14 protein-coding genes are annotated in these 13,215 nt (G+C 56.9%); 4 read left to right on the forward strand and 10 right to left on the reverse strand.

The features are described 5' to 3' along the window. The first annotated feature begins 7 nt into the window (after window positions 1–7). Both ABD890_RS02435 and ABD890_RS02440 read left to right on the forward strand, forming a co-directional pair. A complete protein-coding gene (locus tag ABD890_RS02435; RefSeq protein ID WP_345085444.1) occupies window positions 8–1,000 on the forward strand; it encodes a DUF1559 family PulG-like putative transporter in 993 nt (330 codons plus the stop codon). Between the two features lie 60 nt (window positions 1,001–1,060). Then, window positions 1,061–1,477, forward strand: coding sequence for a carboxypeptidase-like regulatory domain-containing protein (locus ABD890_RS02440; protein WP_345085447.1), 417 nt, complete (start codon window positions 1,061–1,063; stop codon window positions 1,475–1,477). 89 nt (window positions 1,478–1,566) lie between these two features. Here the strand turns inward: ABD890_RS02440 and ABD890_RS02445 are convergent, their stop codons facing one another. The 7 genes from ABD890_RS02445 to ABD890_RS02475 all read right to left on the reverse strand — a co-directional run bounded on the left by ABD890_RS02445 (window position 1,567) and on the right by ABD890_RS02475 (window position 7,402). Next, window positions 1,567–1,887 carry a metal-sulfur cluster assembly factor gene (locus ABD890_RS02445; protein WP_345085450.1) on the reverse strand — a complete coding sequence of 107 codons (321 nt, stop codon included), beginning with the start codon at window positions 1,885–1,887 and terminating at the stop codon, window positions 1,567–1,569. 15 nt (window positions 1,888–1,902) lie between these two features. Then, on the reverse strand, window positions 1,903–2,217 hold the full coding sequence (locus ABD890_RS02450; RefSeq protein WP_345085453.1) for a non-heme iron oxygenase ferredoxin subunit: 315 nt from the start codon (window positions 2,215–2,217) through the stop codon (window positions 1,903–1,905). Between the two features lie 72 nt (window positions 2,218–2,289). Further along, complete coding sequence (gene sufD / locus ABD890_RS02455; protein WP_345085457.1) at window positions 2,290–3,615, reverse strand: Fe-S cluster assembly protein SufD; 1,326 nt, start codon at window positions 3,613–3,615, stop codon at window positions 2,290–2,292. A gap of 106 nt (window positions 3,616–3,721) precedes the next feature. Beyond that, on the reverse strand, window positions 3,722–5,140 hold the full coding sequence (sufB, locus tag ABD890_RS02460; RefSeq protein ID WP_345085460.1) for a Fe-S cluster assembly protein SufB: 1,419 nt from the start codon (window positions 5,138–5,140) through the stop codon (window positions 3,722–3,724). A 101-nt stretch (window positions 5,141–5,241) separates the two neighbouring features. After that, window positions 5,242–6,057, reverse strand: a complete 816-nt coding sequence (gene sufC / locus ABD890_RS02465) for a Fe-S cluster assembly ATPase SufC (RefSeq protein WP_345085462.1) — start codon at window positions 6,055–6,057, stop codon at window positions 5,242–5,244. 63 nt (window positions 6,058–6,120) lie between these two features. Further along, complete coding sequence (locus ABD890_RS02470; RefSeq protein ID WP_345085465.1) at window positions 6,121–6,720, reverse strand: NADH-quinone oxidoreductase subunit B; 600 nt, start codon at window positions 6,718–6,720, stop codon at window positions 6,121–6,123. A gap of 1 nt (window position 6,721) precedes the next feature. Beyond that, window positions 6,722–7,402: a helix-turn-helix transcriptional regulator gene (locus ABD890_RS02475; RefSeq protein ID WP_345085468.1), complete on the reverse strand. Its 681-nt coding sequence runs from the start codon at window positions 7,400–7,402 to the stop codon at window positions 6,722–6,724. 288 nt (window positions 7,403–7,690) lie between these two features. Here ABD890_RS02475 and ABD890_RS02480 point away from each other — a divergent pair, with 288 nt between their 5' ends. Together ABD890_RS02480 and ABD890_RS02485 are read left to right on the forward strand one after the other, a co-directional pair. Continuing rightward, window positions 7,691–9,934 (forward strand): alanine/glycine:cation symporter family protein, encoded by a 2,244-nt coding sequence (locus tag ABD890_RS02480; protein ID WP_345085472.1) that lies wholly within the window; start codon window positions 7,691–7,693, stop codon window positions 9,932–9,934. A gap of 74 nt (window positions 9,935–10,008) precedes the next feature. Then, a complete protein-coding gene (locus tag ABD890_RS02485) occupies window positions 10,009–10,626 on the forward strand; it encodes a hypothetical protein (protein ID WP_345085475.1) in 618 nt (205 codons plus the stop codon). Window positions 10,627–10,644: 18 nt separating this feature from the next. Here ABD890_RS02485 and dusB read toward each other — a convergent pair whose 3' ends face one another. From dusB to ABD890_RS02500, 3 genes are all read right to left on the reverse strand, one after another. Beyond that, window positions 10,645–11,721, reverse strand: a complete 1,077-nt coding sequence (dusB, locus tag ABD890_RS02490) for a tRNA dihydrouridine synthase DusB (RefSeq protein WP_373356859.1) — start codon at window positions 11,719–11,721, stop codon at window positions 10,645–10,647. 62 nt (window positions 11,722–11,783) lie between these two features. Beyond that, window positions 11,784–12,398 (reverse strand): hypothetical protein, encoded by a 615-nt coding sequence (locus tag ABD890_RS02495; protein WP_345085478.1) that lies wholly within the window; start codon window positions 12,396–12,398, stop codon window positions 11,784–11,786. 284 nt (window positions 12,399–12,682) lie between these two features. Continuing rightward, window positions 12,683–13,174, reverse strand: a complete 492-nt coding sequence (locus ABD890_RS02500) for a hypothetical protein (RefSeq protein WP_345085481.1) — start codon at window positions 13,172–13,174, stop codon at window positions 12,683–12,685. Window positions 13,175–13,215: the final 41 nt, after the last annotated feature.

Raw genomic sequence — 13,215 nt, forward strand, 5'->3', positions numbered from 1 at the left:
AAATCGTATGCGTCTCAAATCTTCGTTGCGCTCGGCGTTTACTCTCGTCGAATTGCTGGTCGTGATCGCGATCATAGGTGTTTTAATTGCGTTACTTTTGCCAGCCGTCCAACAAGCTCGCGAGGCTGCTCGGCGGATGCAGTGCAGCAACAATCTGAAGCAACTCGGCCTGGCCCTGCATAACTATCACGACACCTATCGCAAGCTTCCCTACAATGCCGCGCCGCACCTGGTGGGGAACGAGCATGGCCCATCATGGTTCGTGCGGATTCTGCCTTTCATCGAACAGAATGCCGCCTATCAGCAAATGGCCGCGACCAAGTTCTCTGGCGACTGGAAGATGCAAGACGATGCGTGCGCGTCGGCCCCCATTTTGAATCAGCTTCGCGTTGATGGCCTCAGGTGTCCTTCGAGTCCATTGCCGGAAGTCGAGAGTCAGAACACGTCAGCCAACGGTACCGTCAGCCTGCAGGTCACCAGCTATGTGGGGATCGAGGGCTCTTACTATCAGGGAGGCACGACCTCGGTCGATTCGACCTTCAACTACTACGAAAACCCCTGGGGCTATGGTCGGGCCAGTTTCAACGGGATGATGCTGCCGATTAGCAGCTCGGTCAACGCGATCGGCCTGGAAAGTGCCACCGACGGAACCAGCAATACGATGATTGTCAGCGAGCAAAGCGACTTCTTCATCGACGCTTCGGGCAACAAAGTCGCCAAGCGGAGTGGCGGTCACGCTGGGCGAACCTGGAGCAGCGGCTACTCCGCCGACAACTGGGAAGCCAACGTCACCACCATTCGCTACCCGATTGCGGCCTACGGCGGGACTGGGACGACCGAGAACTACTTCGGCAACATCTCGCTTGTCTCGGCCCATCCTGGTGGAGTCGAAGCCGCTTTGACCGATGGCTCGGTTCGCTTTCTATCGGAAACGATGGACTTCGCGATCCTGAATGGCCTGGCCGACCGGCAGGATGGCAACGTCCTGGGAAGTTTCTAGTTCGTGGGGAATCGCACGATATTCCACGACTCTCAGAATCTAGCCTCAGGAGATTGCGAAATGCGGAAGTATCTGAGAAACGCCATGGCTCTTCCATCGCTGGCCCTGGCGTTGTTTCTCGCGGGCTGCTCTGCCAACCAATACGGAGACATGGGTCTGGTCAGCGGAACGGTCACGTTGGATGGCAAGCCGTATCCCAACGCGGAAGTCACTTTTGCACCGCAGGAAGGAAGACCTTCCAGTGGTGTGACCGATGAACAAGGCCATTACGAATTGCGATACATTCGGACGACCATGGGAGCGGTACCTGGCGAGCATCGAGTGAGAATCGAAACGACACCGCCTCTCCGCGATCCTTCATATCGCGGGCCAGCGTTCAAAGATCCGATTCCGGCCAAGTATAACCGGCGATCGGAATTAACGGCCGTCGTCGAGAAGGGGCCCAACTCGTTCGATTTCGAGCTGCTCAGCAAATAAAAAAAGCACGACGCCATAGCTTGGTGTCGTGCCGATCGGTGGCCCCGTCGCAGTTAGATCGCGGCAGGGCTTGAGTTGTTGTCGACTGTTTAGAAGATGCCTAGCTGATCGCGGGCATCTTCGGTCATGCGATCCGGCGTCCAAGGAGGATCCATAACGATCTTCACTTCGACTTCCTCGACCCCTTCCATCTGCCCGACGAACTGCTTGGCACTGCCAACCAGTTGCGGACCGGCCGGACAGGCGGGGCTGGTCATCGTCATGTCGATCAGGACCTTCTTGCCCTCCGACTCTTCCATCTCGGCGAAGTCGACGTTGTAGATCAACCCGAGATCGACAATGTTCACGAACAGTTCGGGGTCGATCACGTTCTTCAGTTGTTCGCGGACGCTATCTTCAGAAAGTTCCATGCGCTGGGTTCCTTCTCAATCAACGAGGCGAACATAAATGTCGTCGCCTTCAATCTTTGCTTCGTGGACTTGCGTCGGCTGAGTGGCCGGCATCATGGTGGCTTTGCCCGTTTTGATATCAAACCGGGCTCCATGCCGAGGACATTCGATCTCGTTTCCTAACAGTTCACCCTCTCCGAGTGGCCCGTCGTCGTGCGTGCAAACATCGTCCAGGCAGAAGACCTGCCCGCCAGCATGAATGACGATTACAAATCGATCGTCCACTTCGTAAACGTTCTTACCAGGATCGGGAATTTCGCTTAAAGCGGCAACTCGCACAAAGTCGGACATTCGCGGGATCATCTCGCAGGGGAGGGTGGTTGTTCGTCAAATACCGGGCTGGCAACAAGCGGGCCCGAACGTTTATTCGTATTCACGAACACGGGTGGCAATCGCGTGCCCCAACGCCTCGCGGACCGTTTCCAGGGTGATACGATCGAACACCTGTTGGAAGAAGCCGGTCACAATCATGCGGGTTGCTTCTTTGCGGGTGAAGCCACGAGCCATCGCGTAGAAGACCTGTTCTTCGTCAACGCGGCCGGTGGTGGCACCATGCGTGCAGCGAACGTCGTCCGCTTCGATTTCCAGACCAGGAATCGAGTCGGCTCGGCTATGCTCGGTTAGCAGCAAGTTGTCGATACGCTGGTAGCCGTCGGTCTTCTGAGCCCCTGGGGCGACCTTGATCATGCCACGCCAAACCGTACGCGACTGATCTTGCAGAGCAGCCTTGTACAAAAAGTTGCTCGTACAGCTTGGTGCCCGGTGGTACTGCTGCGTGTGATACGAAAGGTGCTGTTTGCCTTCGGTGAAAAGCACGCCGTTCACTTCGCAGTGAGCCCCTGGCTTGTCGAGGGCAACGTGCTGGTTGACCTTCGACAGGCGACTGCCCAGTGCACCGAGCGTCCAGAACAGGTTGGCATCGCGACCAACACATCCCTTTTGCTGAGCGAAGTGCCAGACCTTCTCGCCCCAGTTCTGCAGATTCACGAATCGCAGATTGGCACGATCACCAACAATCACTTCGATCGCACCGCAGTGCATGCCGGGCTTTTCGTCGTCGAGCGAAGCCGACTCGGTCAGCACGGTGGCCTGGGCACCTTCTTCCAGCACGATCAGCGTGTGAGCAAGATCGACGCCATTATCTCCCAGCAAGCTAAGGAAGTGCAGCGGCTGTTCGACGGTCACGTTGCGGGGCACATACAAAAACATGCCGTTGCTGAAGAAGGCAGCGTGCAGAGCACTGAACTTGTCGAAGTTCGGGTCGAATTCGCCTTGGAACAAGTACTTTTGAACCAGGTCGCCATGTTCGGCGAGTACCGATTCGAAGTCGCCAAAGATGACGCCCTGGGCTTTCAGTTCTTCGCTGATCGAACTGACCGCCGTCTTGCCGTTGAGCGAGACGACCTGGCCGCCGATGTCGACGCCGTCCGCCAACAAGCCACGCGACAACGAAGCCGGATCAATCGGAGCGTTCAGGTTCGGCGGATTGAACTTTTTCAGCTGGAAGCCGCGGATGTCGGTTCGCATCCACTCTTCTTCCTTGCGAGTCGGCCAATCCATTCCCTCAAATGTTTCGAAGGCTTCCTGGCGAAGATTGACAAGCCATTCAGGCTCGCCAAGTTGTTTGACGTACTGGTTGAAGGCCTCGGCATCCCAGTTTTCGATCGAGGCAGCGGTTCCCACGCTCATGATTTCGCTATGTTTGGTTCTTATGTCGGTCAAAGAAAAAGGGCCAAGAACGCCTGCTTGATTCGACGCGGCTTGGCCAAGGTTCCAAAGGGGAATGTGCGGTGGCTTAGCCGACCGAACCTTCCATTTGCAGCTCGATCAGCCGATTCAATTCCAGGGCATATTCCATCGGCAGCTCTTTGACCAGCGGTTCGATGAAACCGTTGACGATCATCGTGCTGGCTTCCGCTTCGGTCAAACCGCGACTCATCAGATAGAAGAGCTGCTCTTCGCCAATTCGCGAAACACTGGCTTCGTGACCGATGGCCACGTCAGGTTCCATGATTTCGATGTACGGATAGGTGTCGGTCTGGCTTTCCGGATCGAGAATCAAGGCATCGCACACGACGCTGCACTTGGTGTTCTTGGCACCTTCTTCGACACGCACCAGACCGCGATAGCTACCGCGACCGCCATCCTTCGAGATCGATTTCGAGATGATCTGCCCCGAAGTGTTCGGAGCACAGTGAACCAACTTGGCACCGGTGTCCTGGTGCTGATGCTTGCCGGCGAACGCAATCGAGAGGATCTCGCCACGAGCGCCTGGCTCCATCAGGTAAACCGCCGGGTACTTCATCGTCAGGTGGCTGCCGAGGTTACCGTCGACCCATTCCATGGTGGCGTCGGCGTAAGCCATGGCCCGCTTGGTCACCAGGTTGAAGATGTTGTTCGCCCAGTTCTGGATGGTGCTGTAACGGCAACGCGAACCCTTCTTGCAGATCACTTCGACCACGGCCGAGTGCAAGCTTTCCGACGAGTACATCGGAGCGGTGCAACCTTCGACGTAGTGAATCTTCGCCCCTTCATCGACGATGATCAGGGTACGCTCGAACTGCCCCATGCTTTCTTCGTTGATACGGAAGTAAGTCTGCAGTGGGAATTCGATCTGCACGCCTGGTGGCACGTAGATGAACGAACCGCCCGACCAGACCGCCGAGTTGAGTGCGGCGAACTTGTTGTCGTGGGATGGAATGACAGTGCCGAAGTATTCCTTCAGCAGGTCTTCGTGCTCACGCAAGGCCGTGTCGGTGTCGGTGAAGATCACACCCTTCTGGGCGAGGTCTTCCTGCAGCGAGCCGTAAACGACTTCGCTTTCAAACTGAGCCTTCACACCGGCAAGGAACTGACGTTCCGCTTCCGGAATACCGAGCTTCTCGAAGGTTTCCTTGATCTCGGCCGGCACGTCGTCCCAGGTCTTACCCTGCTTCTCGGTCGGCTTCAGGTAGTAATAGATGTCCTGAAAATCGAGATCGATGTCGCCGCCCCATTCAGGCATTGGCTTCGAGTTGAAGATCTCGAGCGACTCCAGACGGAACTTACGCATCCAATCTGGTTCGTTCTTGATGTCCGAGATCTGATTCACCACCTCGGCGTTGAGCCCCTTTTTCGCCTTGAAGACGCCTTTGCTATTCGTGCGGAAATCATACTTGTTGATTTCGCCGATTGGGCTTTCCACAGGCGGGGTGGCGGTAATATCGGTGGCCATTATCTCTCCAAACTTTTGAAATTCGTTTGTCACAACGAGCACTGTCGTTCGCCTGGTTGCCTGGTCGCAGTATCAGGCAGCGAACCTTCGTGTTGCTTTGACTAAACCGTTTGTTCTTCGTCTTGCATCTCACGTTCCATGGCGGCCGCTTCCGGGTACGCCTCGCGGATGCGTTGATAACCGTTGGCATGCAGTTCGTGAGCCAGCTCGACGCTGCCACTTTCCACAATGCGTCCACCCAGCATCACGTGAGCGTGCGATGGTGGATTGTGTTCCAACAGCTTGTCGTGGTGCGTGATGATCAGCAGGCCCATTTCGGCGCCACCGATCTGAGCGATACTTTGGCTGGCCAACCGCACGGCGTCGGCATCCAGACCGCTATCGGTTTCGTCCAGGATGGCGAACTTTGGCTGCAGCATGGCAAGCTGCAGGATCTCGGCTCGCTTCATTTCGCCCCCCGAGAAGCCTTCGTTGACATAACGCTTGGCGAACTCGGTATCCATCTGCAGTTGCTTCATCTTGTCGACGATTTCGCGACGGAATTCCCGCATCGGAATCAGGTCTTCGCCTTCTTTCCGTTCTGGGTTCCGCACGTTGGTCGTGGCATGACGAAGGAAGTCGGCCATGCGAACGCCCGGAATCGAAATCGGACGCTGGAAAGCCATGAACAAACCGAGTCGGGCTCGTTCGTCGGCCTCCATTTCGGTGACGTCGACATCGTTCACCAGGATGCGACCTTCGGTCACTTCGTACTTGGGATGGCCCATGATGGCGAAGCCCAGGGTACTTTTGCCCGAGCCGTTCGGACCCATCAAAGCGTGGGTTTCTCCGCGGCGGAGCTCCAGGTTCACCCCATTGAGGATCGGCTTGCCTTCCACCGAAACGTGTAAATTTTCAATCTTCAATACGTCGGACATTACGTGACTATCGCTTCTACGAAATCTCAACGGATGCAACGCCGGGAGGGCGTCAGGAATGTTCTATTTGCCAGTCAGCTTCTGGTGCTGCGTTAGCGGGTTTTCTGCTCCGGTTGTTTCGACATAACCGGAATGGTGTGGCACCGGCAACTCGTCGTCGACGCGTACGCCGCCACGACGATTCATGCGATGACCACGAATCTTGTCCTGGATCCGCATCAGGCCTTCCAGAAGGGCCTCGGGACGCGGAGGGCAACCAGGGACATAAACATCGACTGGCACCACCAGGTCGACACCCTTTACCACGTGATAGCCATACTTGAAGTAAGGACCACCACCCACGGTGCAGGCACCCATGGCGATGACATACTTCGGATCGGGCATCATGTTGTAAAGCCGTCGGACGCGGCTGGCCATTTTGTAGGTTACGGTCCCAGCCACAATCATCAGGTCGGCCTGACGAGGCGACGCCCGGAACGCACCCGCTCCGAAGCGGTCGATGTCGTAACGACTTGCCCCAACCGCCATCATCTCGATCGCACAGCAGGCCAGACCAAAAGTCATTGGCCAGATGCTTGCCTGCTGTCCCCAGTTGATGGCTTGTTCGATGGTTGTCGTGATGACGTTCTCTTCAAACCGACCTTCAATCCATGGCTTGGTCATGTCACACGCTCTCCGTATCCGAGCCAAGCTGCGTCAGCTCGTAAGTGCAACAACTTTCGCCGTCTAAACGGCAATGACTGAGCGTCATGTTCTGACCGAGTAGCTCGGCGAACATCGCTTTCTCGAGAGCACAAACCGCACGGTCTTGCTCTGCCAGGTCAGGGTAGGGGCATGCCAAGACATTCAAGACTGGCTTACCTTCCTCACCCGGCTCGTATTCCAAAGGGATTTGTCGACCGAGGAACAATGCCATCAGCTCGCGGATGCGTTGTTCGGCATCTTCCCCACGCACTTCACTGGCGTACATCTCGACCAATCGCTTGGCGATTCGCGAGATCAAGCCACGCTTGACGTCGGGATCTTCGATCGAGCGGATTTCGTCCCAAAGGGCCATCGCCAGATCGGCATAATTGGCCCCGGCTTTCCGCTCTCCCTTGGTCGTCAGACGGTATTTGTGCGTCGGTCTGCCCCGTCCGGCTTTGGATGCCAGCCGCTCGACGTACCCTTGGCCCATCAGACGATTAAGTCGTTGGCGAACAGCGGTCGCGGTAACATCCATCGCCTCGGCCATTTCAGCCGTGGTCAGGGATGGCGTCTTTCGCAAAAGATCCAACACGACCAAATCGGTCGGGAAGACCTCGTTGGCCCAGCGTGTTTCATTTTGCGCGGAATTGCTGTTCATTGATTAAAATCAGGGTGGCACGACTGGCAATCTGCTAGCCACGTCGCTAAGTTGTGTCAGTACACTAATGTTAGGGATTATCGCATTTTTGACAAGTATATATTCGTTAATTAGCGATTCCCTGGCAAACCACGCCGTAACCTGTTTCAGCAAAACGCTTTAGAATCTACGGCAGCAACACCACCCTAATCGCACCAGCTCATCCAATTTGGAACGATTTTTTGATTCAACCGATCCTTGAGGCAGCCCCAGTCTCGTGCAGGAAAGTTGACAACTTGGGAAGTTTGCATGATCGCAACTCGTAGGGCCTTTCCGTGGTCCATTATTGCCCTCTTTTTCCTGGTAATGAGCCTGACCACCGTCGTTTTGGTGGGTCAGGACAGTCAGCCTGCTGAAACAGCTGCCGAAGAATCCAAGGCCGAGACAAAACCTTCCGGTCCTGCGGCATATCCTCCACCGGTCAAGCTGGAAGATCAGGAACCGGTTCCGCTGACCCAGCGTGTCGACAACATCTTCGGCTGGATAGTCGGCAAGATGCAGGCGACTCTCTTTTACGAAGTCATCCCGGAAAAGCGCCAATACGCCCAAGAATCGCACGTTCTGTATTACGTGCGTCCGCGTGGCAGCAAGGGTCCCTTCGTCATTGCCGAGAACAGCAAGCTTCGCAAACCAGCCGATATGCCGGACGAAGTGAGCCCGACCGAGGCAATGGCCTGGGCGGAAACGGGCAAAGTGGTTGGTTCGGCCAATCCAGACATTCCTTACCGACTCGGCATTTTGCAGCACACCGAAGCTGACGGAGAGGTCGAATCGGAAGACGTCCAGTATCTGAAGTACGTCATCAACGACTCGACGAAGTACGTCCGCATTCCCGGCTCCAAGGGAGAAGAGGCGACGTTCCGACCTGTTTTGAAGGTTCGAACCGCGCTCAGCACCGATCCGGACGACTGGAAGACGCCGCAACAGATCCGCGAAATGGCGATGGGCGGGGAGCTGAAGCTCGACTTCGCTGCCAATGGCGACGAAACCCCGTACCTGTTCACGGAATACATCGGCGGCGTGCCGCTGGTGGTGATTTGGCTATCGGGCGGGGCGGTCTTCTTCACTTTCTACTTCTTGTTTGTCAACTTCTGGGGCGTGCCGCATGCCATCAACGTAGTTCGCGGTACCTATGACGATCCAGCCGAGCCCGGCGAAGTGACTCACTTCCAGGCCTTGGCTTCCGCCTTGTCGGCGACGGTCGGCCTTGGGAACATCGCAGGTGTTACCGTCGCAATGACCGAAGGTGGACCTGGGGCGTTCTTCTGGATGATCTTATGCGGCTTCTTTGGGATGACCAGCAAGTTCATCGAGTGCACCCTCGGTCAGATGTACCGTGAAGTGAAGCCAGACGGCACCGTCCAGGGCGGTCCGATGAACTACCTGGTGAATGCCTTTGAGCAGTTCGGATTGAAGCCGGTTGGTGTGATTTTCTCGGTAGTTTTTTCGATCATGTGCGTCATGGCCAGCTTTGGCGGTGGCAACATGTTCCAGGGAAATCAGGCTGCATCGCAGGTTCTGAAGATGGTTCCCAACTCGAGTGCCGAACAGCTCTCGGTGGTGCAGACCAAGTTGAAAGAGTCTGCAGCGGCTGAAGACCTCGATAGCCTGCCCGAGCTGATGGCGGAACGCACCCGCCTACAGAAAGAAGTCGACGATTTCGGCACGAACTTCAAGGTTGGCTTCGGCCTGGTGATGGCCGTGCTGGTTGGCTTGGTAATCATCGGCGGTATCAAACGCATTGGTGCCGCGGCGAGCAAGATCGTGCCGACCATGTGCGTGATGTACATGCTCGCATGTCTCTACATTATCCTCACCAACTTCACCCAGATCCCGGACCTGGTTTCGATGATCTTCACCGAGGCCTTCAATCCGCACGCCGTCCGAGGCGGGATCTTGGGGGTGATTGTGCTGGGTGTTCGCCGAGCTGCGTTCAGCAATGAAGCTGGTGTCGGTAGTGCCGCCATCGCCCATAGTGCGGCGAAGACCGACGAACCTGTCCGCGAAGGGTTCGTCGCGCTGTTGGAACCGTTTATCGATACGATCGTGGTTTGCTCGATGACCGCGTTGGTGATCTTGATCACCGGTGCTTGGGACAACCATACCTGGGTTTACGAGAAGGGATACCAAGGGGTCGAGCTGACCTCGGAAGCGTTCCAGAGCCAGATCTCCTGGTTCCCATGGGTGCTGACCCTGGCGGTGGTTCTGTTCGCCTTCTCGACGATCATTTCGTGGAGCTACTACGGCGAACGGGCCTGGGAACGGCTCTTCGGTGCCCGCAGCGTGGTGCTCTATAAGATCATCTTTATCGTGGCGGTGTTCCTCGGACCGATCTTCACGATGAACAACGTGCTCGATTTTTCCGACTTCATGATCCTCTCGATGGCCTTCCCTAACATTATGGGATGCTTGCTCTTAGCACCGACGGTCAAGCGAGCGGTGAATGATTACTGGAGAAAATATAAGGCTGGGGAGTTCAAGAAATTCCACTAGTCGGCGAATGACTTCCCAAGCGGGAGATCCGTACCGATCTCCCGCTGTTCCCCCCGGAAAAAGGAAGTTGTCCGATGTGTTCTCATCCACAAAACCATTCGTCCCAATGCCACCACTATCAAAAGCCCAAAGCCAACGTGCTGGGGGCCTGGGGCTTTGGGATTTCGCTGTTTGGGCTGATCGCTACGTTCGGCCTGCTCTGCCCGTTGGGCCTGCTGCTCAGCTTTCTCGGGCTGTTCTCGCGTCGCCGCGGGATGGCCATCGCCGGTCTGATTATTGGCGGTGTGGGTACGATGATCGTTGCCGTCGGTGTCGGTTCGATCGCCATGGCAGCCTCGGCGGCCCATTATTACAGCGTCGAAGCTCCTAAGATCGCGAAAACGCAGCAGGTCTTGGATCATGCCTGCGTTGTGGTCGAATCGTACCGTCAAGAGAACGGCCAGCTTCCCGAAGGGATTGAAGGAAACAAGCTGGTGATCGAGATCGAAGACGCGTTTGGCAACGCCGTTCGTTACGAACCAGAAGATGGCAACCAGTTTGCCATTCGCAGTGCCGGTCCTGATGGCGACTTCGATACGTCGGACGATATCCGCATGCTTAGTTCGCAGCGAGGCCTGGCCGAGCCGATCGAAACGCACGAGACTTCCCATCGCCATGTCAGTTGGAGCTGCCAACGGACATGCCACTGGTAATCGGCAGGCCGATCGCACTTAAACCGGCAGCGGGACCGGGCTGATCGGGAAGTGCTTCTCGACGACTTCATAGAACTCGGCCGGCGTCGAAACATTGCCGACGGCCGAACGGAAATGGCGTGCCCCTGGCTTGGCCTGGGCATAGCAGCAAGCGAACTTTCGCATGAGCAGCGTTCCCTTGCTCGGGCCGAAGCGGTCGACCACCAGGTCGTAATGCCGTAGCATGCAATCGCGCTGCTCGACCAAAGTCGGTTCGGCCGGTATTGGTCGGCCCTGGATCGCGGCGGCGGCCTGGGCGAAGAGCCACGGGCGACCGAGGCAGGCCCGAGCGATCATCACGCCGTCGACGTTGTAGTCGCGGAAGGCACGATAAACCTTATCGGCCGAATCGAGATCGCCGTTGCCAATCAGCGGAATCTTCTTTAAGTACGATTTGATCTCTGAGATCCTCTCCCAGTCGGCTTCCCCTTTGAAGTACTGCTCTGCCACACGGCCATGGACGGTCAGGGCGGAGGCGCCGCTCTCTTCGACGACCTGGGCGATTTCGTTGGCGTTGATCGTGTTCTCGCTGCAGCCCAAGCGAATCTTGGCGGTCACCGGGGTCGGGGCACATGCTTCGACCAGTCGCGAGATAATCTGCCCCATCCGATCGGGCACTCGCAACAGGTAAGACCCGCTGTGGGCCTTCTCGGTCACTTGCTTGACCGGGCAGCCGAAGTTGATGTCGACGACGCTGACCTGAAACTCTTCGACCAGACGACGGCCAACCTTCGCCATCACATCGGGCTGATTGTCCCAGATTTGAACGGCCAACGGACGAGGCTCGTCTTCGACACCCCACAATCGATCAGGGAATTCGGCTTCGTTTTCGTCCAGCCAATGAAACCCGCGGGCATTGACCATTTCAGTCGCCAAAAGGCCGACACCGCCGTATTCGCGGACGATCTGACGGAAGGCAAAGTTGGTGAAACCAGCCATCGGCGCTTGCAGAATCGGCGGATCAATAACAAGATCGCCAATGCGCAGAGGGGGAACCTTCAGGTCGGTCATCGTCGGCTGATCGCCGGCTTGTGCGGGGTTTTGCGGTGTATCCATGGGCTCCATGGTTTCCCGAACGACCGAAATCGTCAAGTGGCAATCGGCAAGCTTATCCCCAGTTAGGGGATACGGCTTGGCGTCGGCTGGCTGACGGAAGTGCTTCCGCTGGTCATAGCCGGATTGGTCGCCCAACCGGCGTTGCTCGGCAAAGTCGAGGTCGCTGGCGGAGCAATCGGCGTCGAGATTGGCTCGGCGGTGGTCGAAACCTCGTTCACACGCATGCCACGCAAATAGGGATTCGAGTCCTCTGATGTCACACCCACAGTGCCGCTGGTGGATGCTTGAACCGAAGGAGTGGTCGCCGAAGAACTGCTGACCGCTTCGGTATGCGTCGCTTGAACCACACCGCCGGTCGTTCCGCCGCTTTGGCTAACGCTTTGCCACTGCCCCTGTTGATAGGACGAGGGCCCGGTCGGAGCCGGATACGTGTTCGCTGGCGGGCTGAATTGCGCTGGAGCATTCTGCTGAGGATAGCCACCGTTGAGCGTCGGAGCCGTATTAGCGGCAGGTCCCTGATAATAAGGGGCGGTCTGCGAAGGCTGTCCGTAGGTCTGCGTACCAGGAGGTGGCAGCCGCTGCGGACCATAGACCGCGAACGGATTCACCTGCGATTGCCGATTCTGGCAGCCGACAAACAAAAGCAGCAACACACTTGCTGTAACGAGGCTTCTCATGGGAAATCCTTTTCCGGATACAGCCTTCTTTGCCGGCCAATGCCAGGCAGAACGGCTATCCTCCCGAAATCGATAGATCGTGCCCGTCACGCTCGCTCTGGCGGACGGCGGGGGGAAGTTACCAAAGACTGCTAGCCAGCGACAAGACGAATTGGGGAAACGAATCAAGAATCTCTCAAGTTCCCGCCATCCCTTGCCGCAGCCAGGCCAGCCAAGAAATAAGAACGCCCCGCTAGCGAGGCCGCTGGCAGGGCGTGAGACGTCTTGTTGGTCGGCAACCAGTCTTAGGAAGCGTTGTGCACGACTTGCGGCTGATGCGAGAGTTCCGAACCCTTCGCATCGATAACCTTAGTGACTGGCTGCTCTTCGGCGGCTGGGGCCTCCGCGGTTTCTTCCGCTTCGTAATACGGATTGATCACCATCTTGGGCTCTGGAGCCGAGTACGAGCCGCCACTGACGCTGGCACTAGCCGACGAGCCGGAGCTGATGGCCGAGATCGCGTAGGGGCTCACGCCGTAAGGAACAGCGACGTTGTGCGAGTAATACACCGGGGGGTGCAGTGCATAGTACGGAGGAACCGGAATGTAGCCGAGCGAACGGTTCACATTGAACGGTCCCCAGCCCCAATTCCCGCCGTAGCCGATGCCGCCATTGTTACCAAAGGCAACCGATGAAGTACGATGGACGATGATGTTGCCGTCCGCCATCGCCTCGCGAGCCGAAAACAAACCTGCGGAGATCGCCGCAGCCAACAACACCAAAAATACCTTGCGCATCTCAGACCACCTTGCGTAACCATACTGTCGAATCCCTCCTT

The organism is Bremerella cremea (assembly GCF_039541315.1).
Lineage (GTDB): Bacteria > Planctomycetota > Planctomycetia > Pirellulales > Pirellulaceae > Bremerella > Bremerella cremea.

Coding starts and splice junctions, on each gene's coding strand:
- ABD890_RS02480 (WP_345085472.1), top strand. CDS start 7,691: ATGATCGCAACTCGTAGGGCCTTTCCGTGGTCCATTATTGCCCTCTTT.
- sufD (WP_345085457.1), bottom strand. CDS start 3,615: ATGAGCGTGGGAACCGCTGCCTCGATCGAAAACTGGGATGCCGAGGCC.
- ABD890_RS02475 (WP_345085468.1), bottom strand. CDS start 7,402: ATGAACAGCAATTCCGCGCAAAATGAAACACGCTGGGCCAACGAGGTC.
- ABD890_RS02450 (WP_345085453.1), bottom strand. CDS start 2,217: ATGTCCGACTTTGTGCGAGTTGCCGCTTTAAGCGAAATTCCCGATCCT.
- ABD890_RS02445 (WP_345085450.1), bottom strand. CDS start 1,887: ATGGAACTTTCTGAAGATAGCGTCCGCGAACAACTGAAGAACGTGATC.
- ABD890_RS02440 (WP_345085447.1), top strand. CDS start 1,061: ATGCGGAAGTATCTGAGAAACGCCATGGCTCTTCCATCGCTGGCCCTG.
- ABD890_RS02435 (WP_345085444.1), top strand. CDS start 8: ATGCGTCTCAAATCTTCGTTGCGCTCGGCGTTTACTCTCGTCGAATTG.
- ABD890_RS02500 (WP_345085481.1), bottom strand. CDS start 13,174: ATGCGCAAGGTATTTTTGGTGTTGTTGGCTGCGGCGATCTCCGCAGGT.
- ABD890_RS02470 (WP_345085465.1), bottom strand. CDS start 6,720: ATGACCAAGCCATGGATTGAAGGTCGGTTTGAAGAGAACGTCATCACG.
- sufB (WP_345085460.1), bottom strand. CDS start 5,140: ATGGCCACCGATATTACCGCCACCCCGCCTGTGGAAAGCCCAATCGGC.
- dusB (WP_373356859.1), bottom strand. CDS start 11,721: ATGGATACACCGCAAAACCCCGCACAAGCCGGCGATCAGCCGACGATG.
- sufC (WP_345085462.1), bottom strand. CDS start 6,057: ATGTCCGACGTATTGAAGATTGAAAATTTACACGTTTCGGTGGAAGGC.
- ABD890_RS02485 (WP_345085475.1), top strand. CDS start 10,009: ATGTGTTCTCATCCACAAAACCATTCGTCCCAATGCCACCACTATCAA.
- ABD890_RS02495 (WP_345085478.1), bottom strand. CDS start 12,398: ATGAGAAGCCTCGTTACAGCAAGTGTGTTGCTGCTTTTGTTTGTCGGC.